Origin of the sequence: Lactobacillus sp., assembly GCF_051873315.1 — a bacterium.
GTDB lineage: Bacteria > Bacillota > Bacilli > Lactobacillales > Lactobacillaceae > Lactobacillus.
In genome coordinates this window covers 1-20,258 of the sequence record NZ_JBJEES010000150.1, presented here as the reverse complement: position 1 = coordinate 20,258, position 20,258 = coordinate 1, and the positions used below count along the sequence as shown (strand labels likewise).

The 20,258-nt window shown below is 51.9% G+C and carries 17 protein-coding genes; 5 read left to right on the top strand and 12 right to left on the bottom strand.

Annotated features, from left to right (window positions below; genetic code table 11):
* The 4 genes from ACI32D_RS09220 to ACI32D_RS09205 all read right to left on the bottom strand — a co-directional run.
* A partial coding sequence (locus ACI32D_RS09220; protein ID WP_439776275.1) for an LTA synthase family protein occupies positions 1–2,486 on the bottom strand: 2,486 nt, incomplete at its 3' end.
* A gap of 78 nt (positions 2,487–2,564) precedes the next feature.
* Positions 2,565–3,182: a glycerol-3-phosphate acyltransferase gene (locus ACI32D_RS09215; protein WP_439776274.1), complete on the bottom strand. Its 618-nt coding sequence runs from the start codon at positions 3,180–3,182 to the stop codon at positions 2,565–2,567.
* Between the two features lie 2 nt (positions 3,183–3,184).
* Positions 3,185–4,435 (bottom strand): LCP family glycopolymer transferase, encoded by a 1,251-nt coding sequence (locus tag ACI32D_RS09210; protein WP_439776273.1) that lies wholly within the window; start codon positions 4,433–4,435, stop codon positions 3,185–3,187.
* 265 nt (positions 4,436–4,700) lie between these two features.
* A complete protein-coding gene (locus ACI32D_RS09205; protein WP_008461910.1) occupies positions 4,701–5,390 on the bottom strand; it encodes a 2,3-diphosphoglycerate-dependent phosphoglycerate mutase in 690 nt (229 codons plus the stop codon).
* A gap of 163 nt (positions 5,391–5,553) precedes the next feature.
* On the opposite strand from ACI32D_RS09205, the gene ACI32D_RS09200 reads away from it, so the two are divergent.
* Positions 5,554–6,303, top strand: coding sequence for a hypothetical protein (locus tag ACI32D_RS09200; RefSeq protein WP_439776272.1), 750 nt, complete (start codon positions 5,554–5,556; stop codon positions 6,301–6,303).
* A gap of 11 nt (positions 6,304–6,314) precedes the next feature.
* On the top strand, positions 6,315–7,280 hold the full coding sequence (locus ACI32D_RS09195) for a Gfo/Idh/MocA family protein (RefSeq protein ID WP_439776271.1): 966 nt from the start codon (positions 6,315–6,317) through the stop codon (positions 7,278–7,280).
* Positions 7,281–7,381: 101 nt separating this feature from the next.
* Here the strand turns inward: ACI32D_RS09195 and ACI32D_RS09190 are convergent, their stop codons facing one another.
* The 5 genes from ACI32D_RS09190 to ACI32D_RS09170 all read right to left on the bottom strand — a co-directional run bounded on the left by ACI32D_RS09190 (position 7,382) and on the right by ACI32D_RS09170 (position 12,914).
* Positions 7,382–9,220 carry a monovalent cation:proton antiporter family protein gene (locus ACI32D_RS09190; RefSeq protein WP_439776270.1) on the bottom strand — a complete coding sequence of 613 codons (1,839 nt, stop codon included), beginning with the start codon at positions 9,218–9,220 and terminating at the stop codon, positions 7,382–7,384.
* A 111-nt stretch (positions 9,221–9,331) separates the two neighbouring features.
* The gene (locus ACI32D_RS09185; protein WP_439776269.1) at positions 9,332–10,894 is read right to left on the bottom strand and encodes an SLAP domain-containing protein; all 1,563 of its coding nucleotides are present in this window, start codon (positions 10,892–10,894) and stop codon (positions 9,332–9,334) included.
* A 21-nt stretch (positions 10,895–10,915) separates the two neighbouring features.
* Positions 10,916–12,118 (bottom strand): SLAP domain-containing protein, encoded by a 1,203-nt coding sequence (locus ACI32D_RS09180; protein ID WP_439776268.1) that lies wholly within the window; start codon positions 12,116–12,118, stop codon positions 10,916–10,918.
* Between the two features lie 289 nt (positions 12,119–12,407).
* The gene (locus tag ACI32D_RS09175; RefSeq protein WP_439776267.1) at positions 12,408–12,644 is read right to left on the bottom strand and encodes a DUF2922 domain-containing protein; all 237 of its coding nucleotides are present in this window, start codon (positions 12,642–12,644) and stop codon (positions 12,408–12,410) included.
* Positions 12,645–12,704: 60 nt separating this feature from the next.
* The gene (locus ACI32D_RS09170; RefSeq protein ID WP_439776266.1) at positions 12,705–12,914 is read right to left on the bottom strand and encodes a DUF1659 domain-containing protein; all 210 of its coding nucleotides are present in this window, start codon (positions 12,912–12,914) and stop codon (positions 12,705–12,707) included.
* Positions 12,915–13,129: 215 nt separating this feature from the next.
* On the opposite strand from ACI32D_RS09170, the gene ACI32D_RS09165 reads away from it, so the two are divergent.
* The 3 genes from ACI32D_RS09165 to ACI32D_RS09155 all read left to right on the top strand — a co-directional run bounded on the left by ACI32D_RS09165 (position 13,130) and on the right by ACI32D_RS09155 (position 16,824).
* Positions 13,130–14,080: a hypothetical protein gene (locus ACI32D_RS09165; RefSeq protein ID WP_439776265.1), complete on the top strand. Its 951-nt coding sequence runs from the start codon at positions 13,130–13,132 to the stop codon at positions 14,078–14,080.
* 116 nt (positions 14,081–14,196) lie between these two features.
* Positions 14,197–14,610 (top strand): hypothetical protein, encoded by a 414-nt coding sequence (locus ACI32D_RS09160; RefSeq protein ID WP_439776264.1) that lies wholly within the window; start codon positions 14,197–14,199, stop codon positions 14,608–14,610.
* Between the two features lie 153 nt (positions 14,611–14,763).
* Positions 14,764–16,824: a KUP/HAK/KT family potassium transporter gene (locus ACI32D_RS09155; RefSeq protein ID WP_439776263.1), complete on the top strand. Its 2,061-nt coding sequence runs from the start codon at positions 14,764–14,766 to the stop codon at positions 16,822–16,824.
* Between the two features lie 306 nt (positions 16,825–17,130).
* Here the strand turns inward: ACI32D_RS09155 and ACI32D_RS09150 are convergent, their stop codons facing one another.
* The 3 genes from ACI32D_RS09150 to ACI32D_RS09140 form a co-directional block, all read right to left on the bottom strand.
* The gene (locus ACI32D_RS09150) at positions 17,131–19,083 is read right to left on the bottom strand and encodes a M13 family metallopeptidase (protein WP_439776262.1); all 1,953 of its coding nucleotides are present in this window, start codon (positions 19,081–19,083) and stop codon (positions 17,131–17,133) included.
* Positions 19,084–19,107: 24 nt separating this feature from the next.
* Positions 19,108–19,446 carry a glutaredoxin gene (locus ACI32D_RS09145; RefSeq protein ID WP_439776261.1) on the bottom strand — a complete coding sequence of 113 codons (339 nt, stop codon included), beginning with the start codon at positions 19,444–19,446 and terminating at the stop codon, positions 19,108–19,110.
* Between the two features lie 127 nt (positions 19,447–19,573).
* Positions 19,574–20,258: MFS transporter (locus ACI32D_RS09140; protein WP_439776260.1), on the bottom strand; the 685-nt coding region annotated here is incomplete at its 5' end.

The following is a 20,258-nucleotide window of genomic DNA, read 5'->3' as shown; positions in this document are numbered from 1 at the left end:
TGGGTCCCCATAATGTAGGTTGCCGCTTGCGTTCTGATACTGCCGTCGTCAAAAAGATCACCGGAAATCTTGCCGGCATAGTAGTTCTTCGGGTACCAGTTGTTGTACGGCATGTGGTTCTGAATTGAAATCAGGTTGATGAACTGGCCGCCATTGCGGGAGTTGATCTGCCGCAAGCCGTTGGCGTAAGTCGTGAAGTCAGAGTTGTAGGAACTGGTCCCCAGCTTCTTTTGGTCCACGATCTTGTACTTGGAACCCAAGTAAACGAACTTGTTGAACTTGAAACGCTTGTAGTCTTCAATTCTTGAGTAGTAAGTCCCGATGAACGGGTGAACTGCTGAAGAGTAGTTGAAGTTAGCCCCAATAGTCGGGTAGTACTGGTATTGCGGAACGACTTGAACATAAGGCGTCAAAGTAGTGCTGAAGGCCCCCATGTTGAAGCCAGTCAGTGATTCCCATTCCATGTTGGCCGTACCACCGCCGTAGCCGGCACTCAGCATGCTGCCGTAAGTGGTAGTCTTCTGCAATGAGTGAATGTAAGGAATCGGGTCCTTGGTCCCCTTGGCGAACTTGATCGTCGGGAAAGTAGTCGGATCGATAAAACTTTCACTCAAGTTAAAGATGACGGTCTGCTTGGACAGGTCGTTGGTCCGGGTCTTGTTGATCTGGTCAGCCACCTTTTGGTACTTCTCATAGAGCTTTTGAATCTGGCTCTTGGAGTAGTTGCTTGGCTTGTCCATGATCTGCAGGTCGATGTAGTTGAGGAAGTTCAAGATCGGCCCATTGACCTGGATGTCTCTTTCCGGGTTCCGGAAGGACTGCTTGTTGTCAAAAGCCCGGTTCAAGCGGTAGATGGCTGACCCCTGGTGGTTGAACCACATTGGCGTCATGAAGAGGGCCAGGCTGGCCAGGGCCCACATCCCCCGCCGCTTCCAATTGCCGCGCTTCTTGACCTTGAACTTGATCTCACAGAAGACCATCAAGGCAATAACAGCAGCTAAAGCCAGCAGGATCATGATCAAGGTCTTCTGTCCCCCGATCATGCTCAACAGACTGTCAGCGTTGGTTACTTCAGACAGTTCACTCGGGTAGATCGGCTCGCCCCGGAGGTCAAGCTTGATCTTGTTGGCAACCGCCCAGCCGATAACGACCGTGGAAGTCGTAATAAGTGAAACCCAGTATCTGGTCGTGACGAAGTAAAGGATCGTGAAGAAGGCGTCGATAAAGATCGTCGTCAAAATCAAGGCCCCAAGCTTGGTCCCAACCAGCCAGACTACGGCGTTAACGTTGGAAGCAGTCGTGATCTGGATCCGCATGTTGTCGGATTCGATCAAGAAGGAGGCAAAGGACAGGATAAAGAAGAAGGTCCAAGTCAAAAGGTTGGTCCGGTGGTACTTCATCCAGCCCCACAGGCGGTTAAAGGCCCCTTCAGCCGCTGCCCCGAAGCTCTTGCTTTCGTACAAGAAACGGTTAGCCCGCTTAACCGGCTTGAAGCGCCACAAGTAGCGCTCAATCAGCCAGTGCCAGACAATGGCGATGGCCAGCATGATCAAAATCGTGATCATCCGGTTCAATTGCCGGCTGCCGGTACCGTATTTAAAGGACGACATGAAGGAGTTGGCGTCTGGTACCTGCATGAAGACGATCAGCGGAACCAGGAAGTCCAGGTCCCTTTCTTCCAAAGCCTTGATCGCCGGCCGGGCAAAAGCAAAGGCCGCCAAGGCAATGATGAAGATGAATGGTGAGGTCACGTTGATCAGGAACTGGTAGTTCCATGATGACGGGTTGGCCCGCCAAGACATGATCTGTGACCAATAAACGGCGTTAAAGCCGGCTACCCCGACAATTACCATCCCCAAGGAGAGAATGCCGGCCACAATAAAGATGACCGTTTGCTTGACAGAGAAGTCAACCTTCCCTAAGAACATCCCCCAGGCAAATGGCAGGGCCAGGTAGAGACCATAGATGGAGTAATTCATCTCGAAAGTCCCAGCCGACAGGGTAAAGCCCAGCAAAGTCAAGGCGATCAAAATGATCAAACTCTGCTTCTTGCTGAACTTCTCCTGCCAGTCATAGATGACCGGCTGCACCAGCAAACTGAAAACCAGGCCCGTCATCAAAACGGAAGTCGAGGTCAAAATCGGGAAAAGGATGCCCCAGAAACGCCAGGCATTTAAGTGCCATGGCTTGGAGATGAAGAAGACAAGGTAGTAGACCAGGAGGGTCACTTCCATAATGGCCCAGGCCTTAAAGCCTTGGTTAAAACGCAGCTTGCGCTTGCTGTAAACTGCCCCGAAGACCATTGGAATAAACCAATAGGTCACGCTTTCCACGATTAGCGGCAGGTGGCGCAGATAGGTAATTGAGCTTTTCAGCATGCTGGTTTTGAAATTAAACATCTGCAGCAAAAGCACCAGAGCCGCCAGTACGAGAAAGCCGTACTTCAGCAGATTATGAGTTTTTCTGGATTGTGTTTGTTCACTCATCGATATCGGAATAATTCTCTTTCTTTTGCAAATTCATTATCCATTATACCCAGCTTTTTTTAAAAAAAGGCCAAGAAATTATTTCAAAATTCCCAATTTCTTCTTGATCGTATACAAAATATCGACCCGTTTGCCATGACCTGTGAAAAAGTCCCGGATATCGTAGCGGAACTTGAAGGCCATGATCCCCGTGATAATCAAGAAGATCACGCCAGCTTCCAGCGACTTGGTTATTTCATAAATGCTGAAAGACAGCATGAAAACCAGCGGCGGGATAGTCAGATTCTGCATGATGCAGGTCAAAACCAAGGCCACCAGCAAGGTGATAAGACCGGCCCGCCAGTCGTAGAGAACCGTAGTCATGGCCATGACTGCCACCGCCTTGCCCCCCTTAAAGTGGTTGAAGACCGGGAAACAGTGGCCTAAAACCACGCCTAAGCCCGTGTAGGCTGTCAGCAGGTGCTGATGGTAGATGGCATAGACCAGGCCAATGGCCAGCAGGGTTTTAAGCAGGTCGCCGATGCAGGTCAAAATCCCCGCCTTCTTGCCAAAAACCGCCCCCATATTGGCCGTACCTGGGTTGCCCGACCCGTACTTGGTCGGATCCTTGTGCAAGTAATACTTGCCCACGAACATGGCACTGATGAAGTTGCCAAACAAATAGCCAATGACTACTGCCAAAAATTTGTTAAGCACCTTTAATAGCCCCCTGAAAACGGATTGGTATTGTAGTTATAACTGTAACTATAAGTCGTATCGTAGTTCGTGCTGGAATTTGTGCTGTAAGCAGTATTACTGCTGGAAGTCTGGCTGCTGGACTTGGAGCTGGTCTTGCCGCTCTTGACGCTGTCAGTCGTCGTGCCGGGATCATAGATCGTATAATTCTGGGTCTCGCCGCTGCCAAACTTGAAGCCGCTGGCCTCGTTCAAGGTATTCAGCTCAGTTTCCCGGTTGGAAACAGTAGCCGTCTTGAGGCCCAGCAATTTTCTAATCTTGTTGGAAATCCGCTGCAGTTCACTGGTTGACGCGATCTGGTAGGCCGCGTCGCCAACATAAGCACTATAGCCATGCAGGTAGTCGCTGTCACTGGAAGAAGTACAGTCTGAGTAGTTAGCCAGGATTGACTTCAAAGCCTGGAAGCTCAAGTTAGTCTTCACGTTGGTCGACAGGTTATTGGCGATCTTGCTGAAGTTCGTCAGTGAATCTGCCGTGGCCAATTTCTGGACCAGCTTGGTGATGACTTCTCTTTGCCGCTTCTGCCGGCCGTAGTCGCCTTGCGGGTCATCATAGCGCATCCGGCTGTAGGCCAGAGCGGCCTGCCCGTTTAAGTGCTGGCGGACTCCCTTTTTGAAGACTATTGTATTGTAAGTAAATGACAATGGCGGCGTCACGTAAATCCCGCCAACATAATCAACCAGCTTCATCAGCCCGCCCATGTTGACCAAGGCGTAGTACTTAACCGGAATGTTCAAGAGGTTAGAGACAGTCTTCATGGCCATCTTAGCCCCGCCAATCGAGTAAGCCGCGTTGATCTTCTGCACGTCATTGGAATCATCGCCAACCATGTCAGCCATAGTATCCCGCGGGATCGAGACCATCGTGTAGTTCTTCTTCTTAGGGTTGACTACGACAACGATGATCGTGTCCGTATTTCCGCGCTTTTCAGTTCTGTTCAAAGCCCCGGTGTCGGTCCCTAAGAGCATGACGGCAAAAGGCTTCTTGCCGTTGAATTCGCCATAAGTCGTCTTGACGGCGTTTTCCGAGTCATAAGCCTTGTTGGCCGCCTGCTCAGCCGTTTTGTACAGATGTGCCGCGTACAAGCCCACTCCGGCAGCAATCGCGCAAACGACCGCCAAAACGCCGATGATCCAGTTGCGGACCGTCTTTTGCTTGCGCTTTCTGGCATGTTGCCGAGTTTCGGGCAAGGCCCGTTTGTCTTCTTTCTTCATATAGTTGATACCCACTTAAAAAATCACATTAGTCTGTATTATAGCAAAAAAGCCCCGCCAACTTTTGCCTGCTGTTTTTTCTTATTGAAATTGTAAAAAATCAGCCGGCATTTTCAGTAGAGCAGGCTTACGATATTTTCCGGTAAGTATCCCTGTGCACAACTTTCCTATCTAAGCTATCATCTTAGCAAGTCATCTGTCAATCCTTAATCAGTTCAACAAAAAAAGCGAAGCCGGAGCTTCGCTTTAATTAAGGAAAGAGGACTTAGTCCAGCTTTTCCTTGCTTACAACGTTCAACTTGTCGTCGAAAGTGTAAACAACTGGTTCACCAGTCTTCATTTCAACATCCATGATGTCTTCGTCAGAGATGTTTTCGATGTACTTAGTCAAGGCACGCAGTGAGTTGCCGTGGGCAGCGATGATCACGTTCTTGCCAGCCAGCAGGTCTGGAGCAATGTGGTCTTCCCAGAATGGCATAACTCTGTCCAGAGTAACCTTCAGGTTTTCTGCCTTAGGAACGATGTGTGGGTCCAAGTTTGCGTAACGACGGTCGTTAGCTTGGCTGAATTCTGAGTCGTCAGCCAAAACTGGTGGCAAAACGTCGTATGAACGACGCCAAATGTGAACTTGTTCGTCGCCGTACTTTTCAGCAGTTTCAGCCTTGTTCAAGCCTTGCAAAGCGCCGTAGTGACGTTCGTTCAGTCTCCAGGTCTTAGTTTCTGGAACCCAGAGTTGGCCGCTTTCTTCCAAAGCGAAGTGCAAAGTCTTGATCGCACGGGTCAAAACTGAAGTGTAAGCTTGGTCAAATTCCAAGCCGGCTTCCTTGATCAAACGACCAGCCTTCTTGGCTTCTTCAACACCCTTGTCTGACAAGTTAACGTCAACCCAGCCAGTAAATTGGTTTGAAAGGTTCCATTCACTTTGACCGTGACGGATTAAAACTAATTTAGACATTAAAAAATCTCCTTTAGCAAATTAAACGTTTCACTAATTATTATACGGCCTCTCGCGGCCTTTTCAAAGTCCTAAAGGCAAAAAAAGCACTTTTTCTGAGTGCAATCGCTAACAATTAATCAGTGATTTGTTAGAATTGAAGAATAAGGATGTGATTCATACTATGCCGTCAAAGAAAAAGAAATTTCACCTGCTCGCCCTCCTGACCCTGGTCAGCATTTTTCTAGCTGCCTGCTCCAAACCCAGCCCCCAGAGCCTGATCAAAAAGGCCCAGCAGAGCAAGATCAGCAATTTCCAGCTGAAGGTCGACGAGCGCTATTACGAGAACGCCAAGCCGGTCCGTTTCTACGGCCAGATCAATTACCAGCGGTCTCCTTTCGTCATGCAGACCGACTTGACCCAGAGCGGGGACCAGAATGTCAAGATGTGGGTAGGCCAGCGCTATGCCTACGTCAAGTTCTATAAAGGCCAGCAGGCTGCTTGGTACAAGGCCAAGCTCAGCCAGTTCACGACCATCTCCCACTTCCAGCAAGTGGTCAAGGACATGGACACCCTGACCCTCAGCCAAAAGAGTGCCAAGCTCTTCACCGTCAGCCAGGCCAAAAGCGGCTGGCGGCTCAGCTACACGGGCAAGAGCCAGCGCTTATGGAAAGAGATCACGGAAACTAACGGCCTGGCCAGCCTGTCAAACGACAGCCAGATGGCCAAGGCCAAGCTCCAGCAGATTAAAATGACCATCGATCTCAATCAGAAAAAGCAGCTGACCGGCCTGGCGATTTACGCCAAATACAAGGTCAAGGGGCAGACCAGCTCAACCAAGCTGTCCATGCTCAAGGTCAACCAGCAAAAGAAGCTGGCCATTCCCAAGACGGTCAGCAAGAATTCCGTTGATGTCAGCAAGCTGAATAAATAAGGAGGCAAAAAATGCAACTCGGAATCATTGGCAGCGGCAAGATCGTCAAAGATTTCCTCACTGCCCTTCCCCTGCCCGGCTTAAGTTTAGCCGCTATCGCTACGACCAAGCGGTCGCTAGCCACCGGCCAGGCCTTGGCTGAGCAATACGGCATCAGCCGGGTCTACGACGACTACCTGGCCATGCTCAAAGACGACCAGGTCGACACGGTTTACGTGGCTACTCCTTCTTCCATGCACTATCAGATGTGCCTGGATTCCCTGGAAGCCGGCAAAAACGTGATCTGTGAAAAGCCCTTTGTCTTCACTACTGAAGAAGCCTTGGAGCTCAAGCAATTAGCCGACCAAAAAGGCTGCCTTATCACTGAGGCCATCACCAACCGCTACCTGCCAGCCTTTAAGTCTTTGGCAGGCGACTTACAGCTTTTAGGCCCGGTTCACGTAGTCAGCCTCAACTACACCCAGTATTCTTCCCGCTACGACCGCTTCTTAGCCGGCGACATAGCTCCGGCCTTCAATCCGCGCCTGGGCGGCGGGGCCCTTTTGGACTTGAACGTCTACAATATCCACTTAGCCGTCAGCCTTTTCGGGGCGCCTTTGGATGTCCATTACTTCCCTAACCTGCAAAAAGGCGTCGACACTTCTGGCGTTTTGGTCCTGGGCTACGACGACAAGCAGGCCAGCTTGACCGCGGCCAAGGACTCCCAGGCTTTTGCCCACAATCCGTCAATGATTGCCGGGGAAAAAGGGGCCATCAGCTTTAGCGGCAGCCCAGGTGACCTCAGAAGCTACCGGCTGGAAACAGCAGGCGGGCAGACTGACAAGGACTTTGACCAAGACCTGCACCGGATGATCCCGGAATTTACCGAATTCATCCGGATCTTTGACCAAAAAGACAAGACCGCCGCTGACCGGGCCTTCGCCCACAGCTTGCAGGTCATCGCCGTCCTGGAAGCCGCCAGGGACTGCCTGCCTTAAGCAAAAAAGCAAAAACAGAAAAAAATAAAGAACTAGAGCACTAAACAAGAAAAATCGCTTTGCCGTTTGGCAGAGCGATTTTTTGGCATATCATCTTTTTTCTATTCCCGGCTCAAAAGCTGGTGGATCCGGTCAGCTTCCCGCCAAGGACCGCTGTAGATCAGTTCGTCGCCCGGCTCGATCACGGTTGACCCGTGCGGGGAAATCCACTTGTCCCCCCGCCGGATCCGGGAAACGGTGATCTGGTCGACGAAGTCCCAGTCCATCAGCTGGCGGCCGGTGTAGGCTGAATTTCTGACCACCACGTCGTAGAGGGCATTGTTGGTGTCCGTGATGATCCGGTAGACGGCCGGCGATTCGATCAAGGCCCGGAGCATGGCCCCATGCAAGTTGTTGAAGGCAAAAAGCTCGATGCCTTCCTCTCTGAGCTGGTCGACCGTGTCGGCCACGACCTGGCTCTGGCTGACGATGACCCGTTTGACCCCGGCCTTTTTAGCTGCCCGGCCGACCTCCAAATTGGCCTGGTCATCAGTGAAGGTGGCCACGAAGATGTCAGTATCAAAGGCCCCGGCTTCTTCCAAAGTATCCAGTTTTTTATCCGGCAGCAGCTTCAGATTCTTGACCTTGCTCTTGTAGGTGTCGTATTTTTCCTTCCGGCAGGTCAAGACCTGGACTGAGTACCAGGAGTCGTGCAGGTCCTGGTAGACCGTCATCGTTACGGCATTGAGGCCGAAGATCACGACTTTTTCCTTGATCTTGTCTTCTGGCGTCAAGGCAAAAGTTGAATTGAAGACGATTGGACAGGCGATGCAGACGATGACCGCCGCCAAGATGAAGGCACTGGACTGGGTAGCCGTAATTGCGTTCAACTTCCGAGCTACCTGCAGGGTTGGCAGAACGATCGTAATCGTCGTTGCCGTCAGGAAGCCCCCGGCAAAAGCATTCCGCTTGTTAAAAGCCCGCATGTAGGTCAAGGTAACCGGCAGCTTGGCTAAGAAGAAGCAGATGACCAAAACCGGCAGCAACATCAGGGCTTGCGGGTTGGCAAAGAGCAGCTTCAAGTTGAGGTTGACCCCGGTCCGGATGAAGAAGATCGGGATAAAGAAGCCGTAGCCGATGGAAGTCAGCTTGTCCTTGGTGGCTTGGGTTGGCTCCAGCAGCTTCATGACCATCCCAGCCAAGAAGGCCCCCAGGATGTTTTCCGCCCCAACCTGTTCCGCCACCGTCACCAGAGCAAAAATCAAGAAGAAGGCCAGGCGGACGTCCAGCTGGGTCGTGGCCTTGGTGATCTTGGCAAACCACAGGTAAGGCCGCTTGAAGCGCCGCAAAAGGATAATCGCGGCCACAAACAAGAGGATGATCAGCCAGAGCTTACCGGCATCCCCGCCGTTAACGGAAGAATAGATAGTCAATAAAAGCAGGGGAATAACTTCTCCCATGACCGCCGTCAGCAAAATCGTCTGCCCGATCGGCCGGCCCAGGATTTCTTTTTCCTTTAAAGTAGCGATGACCACGCCCAAGGCCACGGTCATAAAGATGATCGAAGCCAGGGCCACATCGTTAAAGAGGCCCAGGACCTTCATCCCCAAAGCCAGCAAAACTGAGGCCACCGCTATCCCGCCAAAGGCGACGGCAGCCACAACCATGGGCTTGACCTGCTTGCCGCTCTCTGACTTCCGGGCCCGGGTGTGCTTTTTCGGGCTGAGCAAGTCAAAATCGATTTCCATCCCTGACAAAAACATCAAGACGATGACCCCCAGGTTGGACAAAAAAGTCAACTGAGAAGTCTGGGTGATCAGGTTTAGGCAGCTCTTGCCCATTAGGATCCCGACAATAATCTCGGCCACGGCAGTCGGCACCGTGGTCACCCGCAGGCGGGCCATGACGATCGGAATCACCAGGGCCAAGAAGACCGTTAAAAACAGTGATAGTCCTTCCATGCTAAAAAAGTATCTCCTCACTAATTACAGTTTTTCTAATTATACAATAATCGCCAGATTAAGAAAGAAAAACGGACCCAGGCTAAACCTGAATCCGTTCCCTGTATTCAATTAAAAGTTGCCGGCCTTGAGGTAAAGGGCGGTTTGGCCGGAAAAGCCGACCATGTAGTAGTATTTGCCGCCAAGCTTGACCCGGCTGCCGTAAGTTACGACGGCCGTGCCTTTAAGGCGCTTGGCTTCATTCCAGTTCCGGGCTCCCTTGACCGTGTACACGTAAGCGTTGTGGGTCAAAGTCCGGCTTGTCCCGTCGATGTTGCCAGCCTTCACGTACTTGTTAGTACCGTACTTGTAGTACTTGGCATTGCCGATCGTTACAGCTGAACCGTAGACCTTAAGGTAAGTACCCGCGGTCAGCTTGGCGTTTGACAACTTTTTACCAGAAGCATCGTAGCTGTAGGAGTTCCGCATCAAGCGCTTGGTCGTGGTAGTTTCCACTGGCTTGGCTTGGAAATTGCTTGCCTTAACGTACTTAGCCACGTTCTTGCTGGTAAAGCCAGTCATGTAGTAGGCCTTGCCCTTGATCTTGACCTGGCCGCCGTAAGTCGTCACCTTGGTCCCCTTAAGCAGCTTGGCCGTTGATGTCTCCCGGCTGCCAGTGCTGGTGTAAGTCCAAGCATTGGCCGTCAAAGTCCGGCTAGTCCCGTCAATGTTGCCGGCCTTGACATACTTGCCATCTGCGTACTTGTAGTACTTGGCGTTGCCAATCGTTACGGCTGAACCATAAACCTTCAAAGAAGAGCCAGCCTTCAGCGCCGCGATTGACAATTTCTTGCCAGAAGCGTCATAGCTGTAGGAGTTGCGCATCAACTTGACCGTCTTGGTTGATACCGGCTGGGTAGCTGGTGCTTGGCTTGAGCTGCTTGAGCCACTGTTGTTTGTATTATTGCTAGTGTTGCTGCTGGTTCCCAGCTTGTTGTAGTAGTAAGTGATCAAACTGTAGAAGTCGCTCATGGAGTAGCCCCATTTAGCAAAGTAGCTGTCCGGGTCCCCGTGGTCGGTCCCGCCCAGGTACTGGGAAACTTCGTTGTGGGACCAAATGGTGCCTGACCCGTCCTTGCTTGCCCGGGATGGAGTCAAGTTGTATTGGTGCAAAAGAGTGGCGATGTAGTAAGCATCGTTGGCCACGCTCTGCACGAACTGGGACCGGCTTGAGACTTCACAGAGCTCGATCTGGATGTAGCGGACGTTGGCGATTGGGCCTGCCCCCCAGGTACCATAGTCGGTCGACATCAGCTGGATGGTCTGGCTGTTGTCAACCACAGCGTGGACGTAAGAGTAGACACTGGTCCAGTTGTTGTTGAAGTAGCGCCCTTCATCCCAGGCCGTAGCCCCTGGAGTCGCTGTTTCGTGAACAACGATCCCTTCTGCTTTGCCGACCCCGTTCCGGTAGCCAAAGCGGCTGCCATATTTCTTGCCGTTGGCCACGCTGTTGAACTGGTTGTAAGACAAGCCTGCTGCCTTGAGCAAGGTTTCCAGTGACTTGGTGCCGCTGTAAGTCGTCTTCTTGGCATCACTGTTGATTGAAGCTTGGGCTGCCTGCCCTTGGCCAAAAGTAAAGGCCAGGCCGAAAGCCGCGGTTGCCGCCGCCGCGGCAAAAAATCTTCTAAATCTCATTCAGTTTTCTTCCCCGTCTCCTTAAAAGTTGCCCTTCTTGACATACTGGTTCAGGCCAACAATGTAGTACTGCTTGCCCTTGATCTTCACGCTGCCGCCATAGACGGTGTGGGTGCTGCCCTTGAGCCACTTGGTCTTGCCAACCCGCTTGCCCGCGTTGTTGTAGATGTAGGCGTTGTGCTTGAGCTTGCGGCTTGCGCCGTCAAAGTTGCTTGCCTTGATGAACTGGTCAGCGCTGGCTGAGTTAACCCGGTAGTACTTAGCCCCGTTGATCGTGACTGACCCGTAAGTCGTCACGCTCTTGCCGGCCTTGACAGACTTGGCCGTGCTTCTCTCCCCAGTGCTAGTGTAGACAGCAGCTGAGTGCATCAACACCTTCATTTGCCCGGAAACGCTAGCGGCATTGTCCGCACTTGGCGCTTGAGAAGTGCCAGTGTTCAAGTCTTCGCCGTTGATCCAACCCAGGCCCTTGAGGTACATCCGCTTCTTGCCATTGTAGTAAGTGTAGGTCTTGGTAACCGTTACGCTTTGCCCGGCAGTCACGTAAGACTTCTTCGGTGAAACAGAGTGGTCAGTTGGGTAAAGGTAGGTTGCCCCGGACTTGGCTACCTTGGCCGTATAAGTAGTGCCGGAGTAAACCGGGTCATACTTGGTCAAGTTGTAGGTCGCGATGTGGTTGATCAGCTTGGTCGCGTAATTCTTGTCGGTCGCGTAGCCGGCAGCCTTGATGGCCTTAGCGGCAGCTGAAGCACTTGAGGCATTTTCCAGCCAGGTCTTGCTGTAGCGCAGACCCCCGTTGCCCAAAGTCGTCCGCATCTTCAAGCCGTAGTCGTCAAAAGAGGCCTGGTAGCTGCTGTACTTTCTGAAGGCAGCCGTGATGTAATAAGTCTTGCCCTTTGAGTCCTGTTCAGCCGTCTTAACGCTGTAAGTTGCCCCAGTCCAGGTGTTAGCAGCCTTCATCCCAAAGAAGTTGTTGGCCTGAGTGGACAGAGTTGAAGTCCCCCAGCCGGATTCCAGAGCAGCCTGGGCCAGCATCAAAGAGGCGTAGACGCCGTACTTCTTGGACGTCTTCTGCGCCTGCAGGCTGACCTTGCTTAAAAAGGCATCACTGGTGGCTGATGCCTGAACTGCCTGATTTGAGAGAAACATGTTGTTGGTCACTGGAACGGCGACGGAAGTCAGCATCGCTGCGGTAGCAAGTCCAGTCAAAAATCTTCTCTTCATTAATTTCCTCCTAATAATTTCAATCGTAACCTCTATTGTATGTGCTCAGCGCTCTAGTTACAATCGAACGCATATTCTGTAAAGCAAAAGTAACAATTTACTTAAGCAATTACATTTTTTAAAGGAAAAAACCGCTTTTTCCAAAGCTTTTGCCTTAAAAAGCAAAGAACAAAAAACATGTATTATGTGAATAAAAACACGAAAACAAGCAAAAACGAAAAATAAAAGAGGCGGCCAAGGCCGCCTCTCGGGTACAAATTTTGCAGCCGGCTAAAGAGGCCAGATCTGCTTAATGATTACTATCGTCAAACACACCCGTAACAGTACGTTCAATATAGTTTGCAGCCAGCGGCTGAGCATAAAGGACCTCCCCTTCCTTGACGAACACGCCCTCGCCGGCGATGGCTGCCGCGGCCTCCCGGACCACGTCCGCGCTCAAGCCCTTGACCGCGTATGGCAGGTTCAGGCTCTTCTTTTTGCCGGCACTGGACTTAAAGGTTAATTGCAATTCGGTAGTCGTAGTCATGATTTTTTCTCCTGTTTCTTACTCAAAAATTCTTTTTCTGTCAGTTTCCGCGTCAAAGAGTTAGGCCAAGGTCAAATTGTGCTTTTGGACCAGGGTCAAGGCAGCCAGTTCGTCGCCCTGCAGCTTGCTGATGGCCTGGCCCACCTTGACCAGGCTTTCCGGGCTGGCATCTTTCTTGACGTTTTGCAGGCTGCGCTGCATCTGTCCCTTGTCGTACTTGTCGGCCTTGAAGGTGTATTGAATGCTTTGATCAGCTAAAGTAAAGTTCATTTTTTCTCTCCTGTTTCTGTTAAAAAATCCAATCTTTCCGCGAAGCTGCGGGCTTCGCTCCGGCCGGCCCCGGCGCCTCGGGCCTGCACTGATACTAACGTTTTAGGAGGCTCAAGTCGGCCACTTTTTGTTAAAGAACAATTACAAGTTGGACCAGCTGGCTAAAGGGAGGGGCGATTCTGGTATAATTGAGGATATTAACGAGGAGGTTATTTATGAAAAAATCGACTATCTGGTCCATCATCGTGGTGGCCGTGCTCGCCTTGGGCGGGGCTGGCGTCTACTTCTACTCCAGCCAGCAAAAGCAGAGCCAGGAGCAGACGGCAAGTTCCAGCTACTCCAGCCACATGCAGGCCGGCAAAGAGGCCGTAAAGGCCAAGAAATACAGCCAGGCCGCTGATGAATTTGACCAGGCCTACCAGGCTAAGGCAACTGCCCAAGCCAAAAACTACAAGGCCCAAGCGGAGAACCTGGCCGACTCCATCAAGTTAGCCAAGACGACCGTCAAGTATGCCAGCGCCTTGAACCTGGCCCAAAAGGCCCAGGAACAAAATGGCGGCTACAGCGTCATGACCAGCCAGGCCAAGAAGCTGGTCAAGAAGCTTAAGGCCGTCAAGGACAACTACGACAGTGAAATCAAACCGCTCTTAAAGAAGGCCGCCCAGGCCATGGAAGACGGCGATTACGACAGTGCCGTTTCCACCTACAGCAGCATCTTAGACCTGCCTTACATCAACGGGGCTTACTACGCCAAGGTCCGGTCTAACGTCAAGGACCTGCTCAAGGAAGCCAAGAGCAAGCAGGCTGACTCCAGTTCCAGTTCTGAAAGCTCAAGCTCATCCAGCTCTTCTGACTCTTCCAGCAAGTCCAGCAGCCAGGAATCCAGTTCCAGCTCATCTTCTGCTGCTTCCAGTTCATCCAGCTCTTCCAGCAACCAAGCTGAAGGGTCCGGGACCAGCAACAACGACAAGGTCGGCGGCAGCACCGTGACCAGCCGGGACGTCCAACAGATCAGAAACCAACTGGACAACCTGGGCGAAAGCACGGCCGGCTGGAGCCCGCAGGACTTGATCAACCTGTTCAACTACGCCTACCAGCAGGGCCACACCACTATCGACTCCATCACCAAGGATGACGTCGAAGGCTACCTGAAGTCAGGCAAATAAGAAATAATTCAGCGCCAGGTCTTGATTTATGGGGGCCTGGCGCTTGCTTTCTGGCCTTAAAGCCGTTAAAATTACTATTGACTTTATGGACTTTTATTTAAAAAGGAGCTACAACTTTGGCAGAAGAAGAAAAGAAACACCGCAGCAATGAAGACATGTTCAAGATCGTGATGCCTGAACCAGAACGCGTAACCATGCCAGCACGCGAAGTTGCCGACCAGCCGGCTTACCTGGTCAACTTCGCCAACTTCTACGTTTCTTCTTTCGAACGCGACGACCTGGAAATCATCAGTGAATTTGACGAAGACCACAACATGGTCAACATCAACCACTACCTCCTGCTTAACCAGCCATTCTCCCGCAAGAACCTGGTCAAGCACGTGCTGATCGACCACGCCCACAATTTCCAAGCCATCCTCGACAAGATGAGCGAAGAAACCGGCGTTGACCCGGAAGCAATGACCACTTACGAAGACTGGAGCAACTGGTACGAAGGCATTCGCGCGACGATCGAAAGCAGTTTGTCCTAAAAGACTTGAAACTTTACTCTAAATATAAGAAAATTACAGTAAAAAGAATGTCTCCTGGCATTCTTTTTTTACTTGTTAAATTTAAGCACAGCTTTAAATTTGTTTTTTAGTGTATCACAGGCTTTTTTAAAGTTTGAGGAGTATTTAATTGCTATGGAAGCAGAAAATAAACGCAATCGCATGACGGCCGCCGGCCTCTTGATCGCGATTGGGATTGTTTACGGCGACATCGGGACCAGTCCCCTCTATGTCATGAAATCCGTAATCGCCGGCAACGGCGGTATCAACACGGTCAGCCGCGACTTGATCATCGGGACCATTTCCTTGATCCTGTGGACCGTGACTGTACTCACGACGGTGCAGACCGTGATTATTGCCTTGAAGGCGACCAACCACGGCGAAGGTGGTATCTTCGCCCTCTACGCCTTGATCAGAAAGAAGGCTGCCTGGCTGGTCTGGCCGGCTTTGATCGGCGGGGCCGCCATCCTGGCCGACGGGACTCTGACTCCTGCCGTGACGGTTACGACCGCCATTGAAGGGCTGAAGGGCCTGGAATTTGGCAAGGGCAATGTCCCGGTCAGCAACCAGACCACAGTCTTAATCATTACTATTGTTATTTTGCTGGTGCTTTTCTCCATCCAGCGGATGGGGACCAGCATCATCGGGAAGGCTTTCGGCCCGGTTATGTTTATCTGGTTCGCCTTCCTGGGCGCCATGGGTTTGATCAACATCGGCGGCAACTGGTGGATTCTCCAGTCCTTGAACCCTTACTACGCGATCAAATTGCTCTTTAGTCCTTACAACAAGGCGGGCTTCGCGATCTTAGGGTCCATCTTCCTGGCCACTACTGGTGCTGAAGCCCTCTACTCCGACGTTGGCCACGTCGGCAAGGGGAACATCATTGGCTCCTGGCCATTTGTTTTCGTCTGCCTCTCCCTGAACTACTTCGGGCAAGGGGTTTGGATCTTAAACAACACCAACATGCACTCAGCCACTGAAATCAACCCCTTCTACGCCATGATTCCGGAAAACATCCGGCTGGCCTCAATCGTTCTGGCCACCCTGGCCGCGATCATCGCTTCCCAGGCCTTGATCACGGGTTCCTTCACCCTGGTGGCTGAATCAATCAACCTGAAGTTTCTGCCGCGGATGAACATCCTCTACCCATCTGATGAAAGAGGGCAGATCTACATCCCGGCTATCAACAGAATGCTGGGCATTACTACCATCGCCCTGGTTCTCTTCTTCAGAACCTCAGCCCACATGGAAGCAGCCTACGGTCTGTCAATCACGATTTCCATGCTGACGACCACTATCCTGCTTTACGAATGGCTGGTGCTCAAGCAGGGCCACAACCTGGCCAACCTGCTCTTCGTGATCTTCTTCAGCACGATCAACATCCTCTTCATGGGGTCAAGTCTGAGCAAGTTCACCCACGGCGGTTACGTATCACTTTTGATCACCCTCTTGATCGCTTCAGTCATGGTTGTTTGGTACTTCGGCAACAAGGTCCGGGACCAAAACGAAGCCGGCAATGCCTATGTCCGCTTGGATGAATACACGGACATGCTGACCGACCTCAGCCACGACGACAACTACCCGACTTACGCCGACAACTTGGTTTACATGGCCAACGTCAAGTACAACAAGTTCATCAAGCGTGAAGTCCTCTACTCAATTCTGGACAAGCGGCCTAAGCGGGCCCGGGCTTACTGGTTCGTCACGGTCAACGTGACCAACGAGCCGTTTACCGCTGAATACGCGGTCAACACTTTTGGCACCAAGAACGTGATCAACATCCAGCTCTACCTCGGTTTCAAGAAGCAAACCAGCGTCAACGTCTACCTGCGCCAGATCGTCCACGACTTGATCAAGGACAACACGATCGAGGCCCAGCCACAGGAATACACGACTACTCCTGGCCGGGATGTCGGCGACTTCAAGTTCGTCATCGTCAACGACGTCATCTCACCTTCGACCACCCTGTCTTCTTACAAGAAGTGGCTGGTCAAGGCCCGGGTCCAGCTGCAGAACCTGTCGCCTAACCCGGCTCAATGGTTCGGCCTGGAATTCGCGGACACGGTTATCGAACGCGTGCCTTTGATCCTGGGCAAGCAAGAGCCTGAAAGAATCAAGCGGGTTGCCCCAGTCGACTACAGCAAGACCATGCTGAACAAGAACGCGGGCAAAACGAAGAAAGAAAAGAACAAGTAAATAAGCAAATAAAGAAACGGCAAGGCTCGAAAGCTTGCCGTTTTTGCTTTTAGAAAGTCTTAAATACTCTAGAAAATTACAAACTTTTTTTCATTGAAGCAAAGCAGATTGATCACAGCTTTTTTACAAAGGGCCGTTATTATATAACCATAGTCAGAAGCAAGAAATTGCTTCTCCTATAGGAATTAATTTTTCTTTTTCTTTTCCTCTTTTACACACACATATATTAGACAAACACACAGCAGCAGAAAAGCAGTCATTGATGGAATGACTGCTTTTTTGTTGCTTATGAAATTTTATGAAAAACTACCAGATCTTGACCCGGTCTTCCGGAGCCAGATACATCCCGTCGCCTGGCTTGACGTCGAAGGTCTCGTAGAATTCGTCCTGGCACTGGGCCTGGACATTTGCCCGCAGCGGGCCCGGTGCGTGCACGTCAACTGAAACGATCATCTTGATGGCTGCTTCCAGGGACTTTTGTGCCCAGACTCTGGCCCAGTTGGCGTAGAAGTCTTCCAGGCCCTGGCCTTCTTCCTTGCAGGCGGTCATGGCCGCGGTCAAGCCGCCCTGGTCAGCGATGTTTTCTGACACGATCTGCTTGCCGTTAAGAGTGGTCGGGCCGAACTTGAGCCCGTCAAAAAGGGCGATTTCCGCCTTGGTCCGGTCAGCAAATTCCTTGTAGTCAGCTTCGGTCCACCAGTTCTTCATGTTGCCGAATTCGTCGAACTGGGCCCCGTTGTTGTCGAAGGCGTGGGAAACTTCGTGGGCAATCACGGCCCCGATCCCGCCGTAGTTGGCTGCCCGGCTCTGGTCAGCACTGTAGAACGGTGCCTGCAGGATAGCCGCTGGGAAGGTGATGTCGTTTCTTTGCGGGTCGTAGCAGGCGTTGACCAAGTTGCCTGGCATCAGCCAAACGGTCCGGTCAACCGGCTGGTGGAGCTTCTCCAGGCTGTACTTGATGCTTTCCCGGCTGGCGGCCTGCAGGTTGCTGTAAAGGCTGCCGCCGGCTGAAGCCGGGGTAACCTGGAGGCGGTTGTAGATGTCTTCAATCTTGTCCGGATAGCCGACCTTCAAGATCAAAGCCTGCAGCTTGGTGATGGCCTTGTCCTTAGTCGCCTGGGAGAGCCAGTCGTTCTTGGCCAGTCGGTCCTCGTAGACCTTCAACATCCGCTTGATCATGCCCAAAACGTCTTCCTTGGCAGCTGCCCCGAAGTAGGTCTGCCCGTAGTAGACGCCGACAACTTCACTGAAAGTGCTGTTGGCAATCCGGTAAGCCTGCTTGATCCCGCTGGCCAGTTGCGGCTGGCCGGTCAAAGCCTGGCTGAATGGGAAGGCAGCTTCTCTGAATTCTTGGGACAGGGATGAAGCCACGTCGTTGATGAACTTAACCAGCATCCAGCCCTTGATTTCGCTGAAGCTTGCTTCGTTTAAAAGACCTTCCGCCTGGTCCAGGTAGCGGGGCTCAGTGTTGATCAAAACTTCTGGTTCTTCGCCCAGGAACTCTTCCAAGAACTGGCCCATGTCAAAGCTGGTAAACTTGCTCTTGAAGTCAGCCAGGGAAATCGGGTTGTACATAGCCGGGTAGTCAGCCCATTCTTCGCTGGACTTAACCACCTTGGCCAGGCGCTGGTCGTAAGCCAGGGCCCCGTCCACGTATTCGTTTGCTTTTTCTTCGCTGACCCCGGCCATTTGGAAGAGCTTGAGGGATTGCTCTTTTAAAACGCCCAGCAATTTTTCCGCGTCCGGGCTTTCGTAAGTGGTCGTGTCTGGCAAAAAGATGTGGGGACCGCCGAAGTAGACCGTGTTGACCTTGGTGTTCTTCATGTCCGCGTCAACGGAGAAGGAGAATGGCAGGTCAAAGCCTTCCTTGGCCAAATCAGCTGCCGCGCCTTGCAGGTCAGCCCAATCCTCCAGACCTTCCAGCTTCTTTAAGTCAGCCTGGATTGGCTTGGCCCCGTCAGCGTTCCGCTTGTCAAAGTCCTTGGCCAGCTTGTAGAGTTCAACAGCCTTGGCCAGGTTCGGCACGGCCGGGACTTCCTTTTCCCCGCTGGCAAAAGCCGCGAAGTCAGCCATCAGGCTCTTTTCAACGTTTTCAGCGATTTGGTCAAAGCTCCCCATCCGGGACCGGTCAGCCGGGATTTCCAGCTTGGCCAGGTAGTCAGAGTTAACGGCCAAATACAGGTTGTCCTGCGGGCGGGCAGTCTTGTCAACAACGGTCGTGTCGCCACTGCCGCCGCGGACGGCAAATTTATTGTTCAATATTTTTTCCTCCTTGTTTTTCAGCTAGCAGTTGTGCTGACGCAGGTCGCACTGGGCCTTGATTTCTGCCTTGGCCTGGTCGGCTGCTTCCGGCCAGATTGGCTCTAAGCCCTGGTCCTTTAAGAAGCCTTCCCAGTCAGTAAAAATTTCCCCGTCTTCCTTGACGCAGGCCGGAATCCCCGCGTTGCCCTGCTCTTTGGCGTGAGCAAAGGCGGGACTGGCATCCCGCAAGCGCAAAAATTCCTTGAAATCCGGCATGGTGGCGAAAATATTGATAAATTCGTAGTCAATGCCATACTTTTTAAAACTGGCCTCACAGGCGATGCAGTCTGGACAGATCTTTGTCCCGTAAACTTTAAGCATGTTTTTTCCTCCTTTTCTCACTATCTTCTTATTTTACACATTAACTGCTTCCCTGTTCAATCAAAGTGCAAAAAAATAAGGCTGGTTGGCAAAACCTGCCTTATTTTTCAAAAATGCTAAAAATATCCTACTTGAAGAACCGCACCTGGTCCTTCAGCTTGGCTCTCAAGGGCAAGAGAGCCAAAAGGCACAGGAAGATGCCGCAGCTGGCGACCACGAACATGGTCTTGTAGCCGAAGAGGTCGATCAGGGTCCCGCCGAAAAGCGGACCAAAGGCCCGGCCGACCCCGCTGGCCACCAGGGTCATCCCCTGGTACTTGCCCTTGCTGGAATACGGCGACATGTCATTGACATAGGCCGGGATAGCGGAAAAGGCCGTTGATTCACCCAAGGTCAAGATCGACATGGACAAGACAAAGCCCGGGTAGGTCTTGGCAAAAATCAAGGTCAGCCAGGACACGGCAAACATGAAAATCCCAAAATAGATCTGCTGGTAGATGCTCTTGAAGATCCGCGGGAAGCGGGCCAGGATGAGCTGGACAACCACGATGATGCTGGCGTTGATCGTCCACAGGGTTGAGTAGAGGTGGAAAGGAATCCCCAGGCTGACCATGTAGACGGACAGGTTGGACTCCCAGTTCATGTACATCAGCCAGGTCACCCCCAAGGTGATGAAGAAGCCCATGGTCATCCAGAAGTTGGCCTTCGGCATCTTTTCCGCCTTCAGCGGCGCCTGGCCGGTCTCCTTTTGTTCCAGCCGGCGAGCATGGTAGGCCACGATTGGCTTGAACTTGAAAAAGGCAACCAAGGCC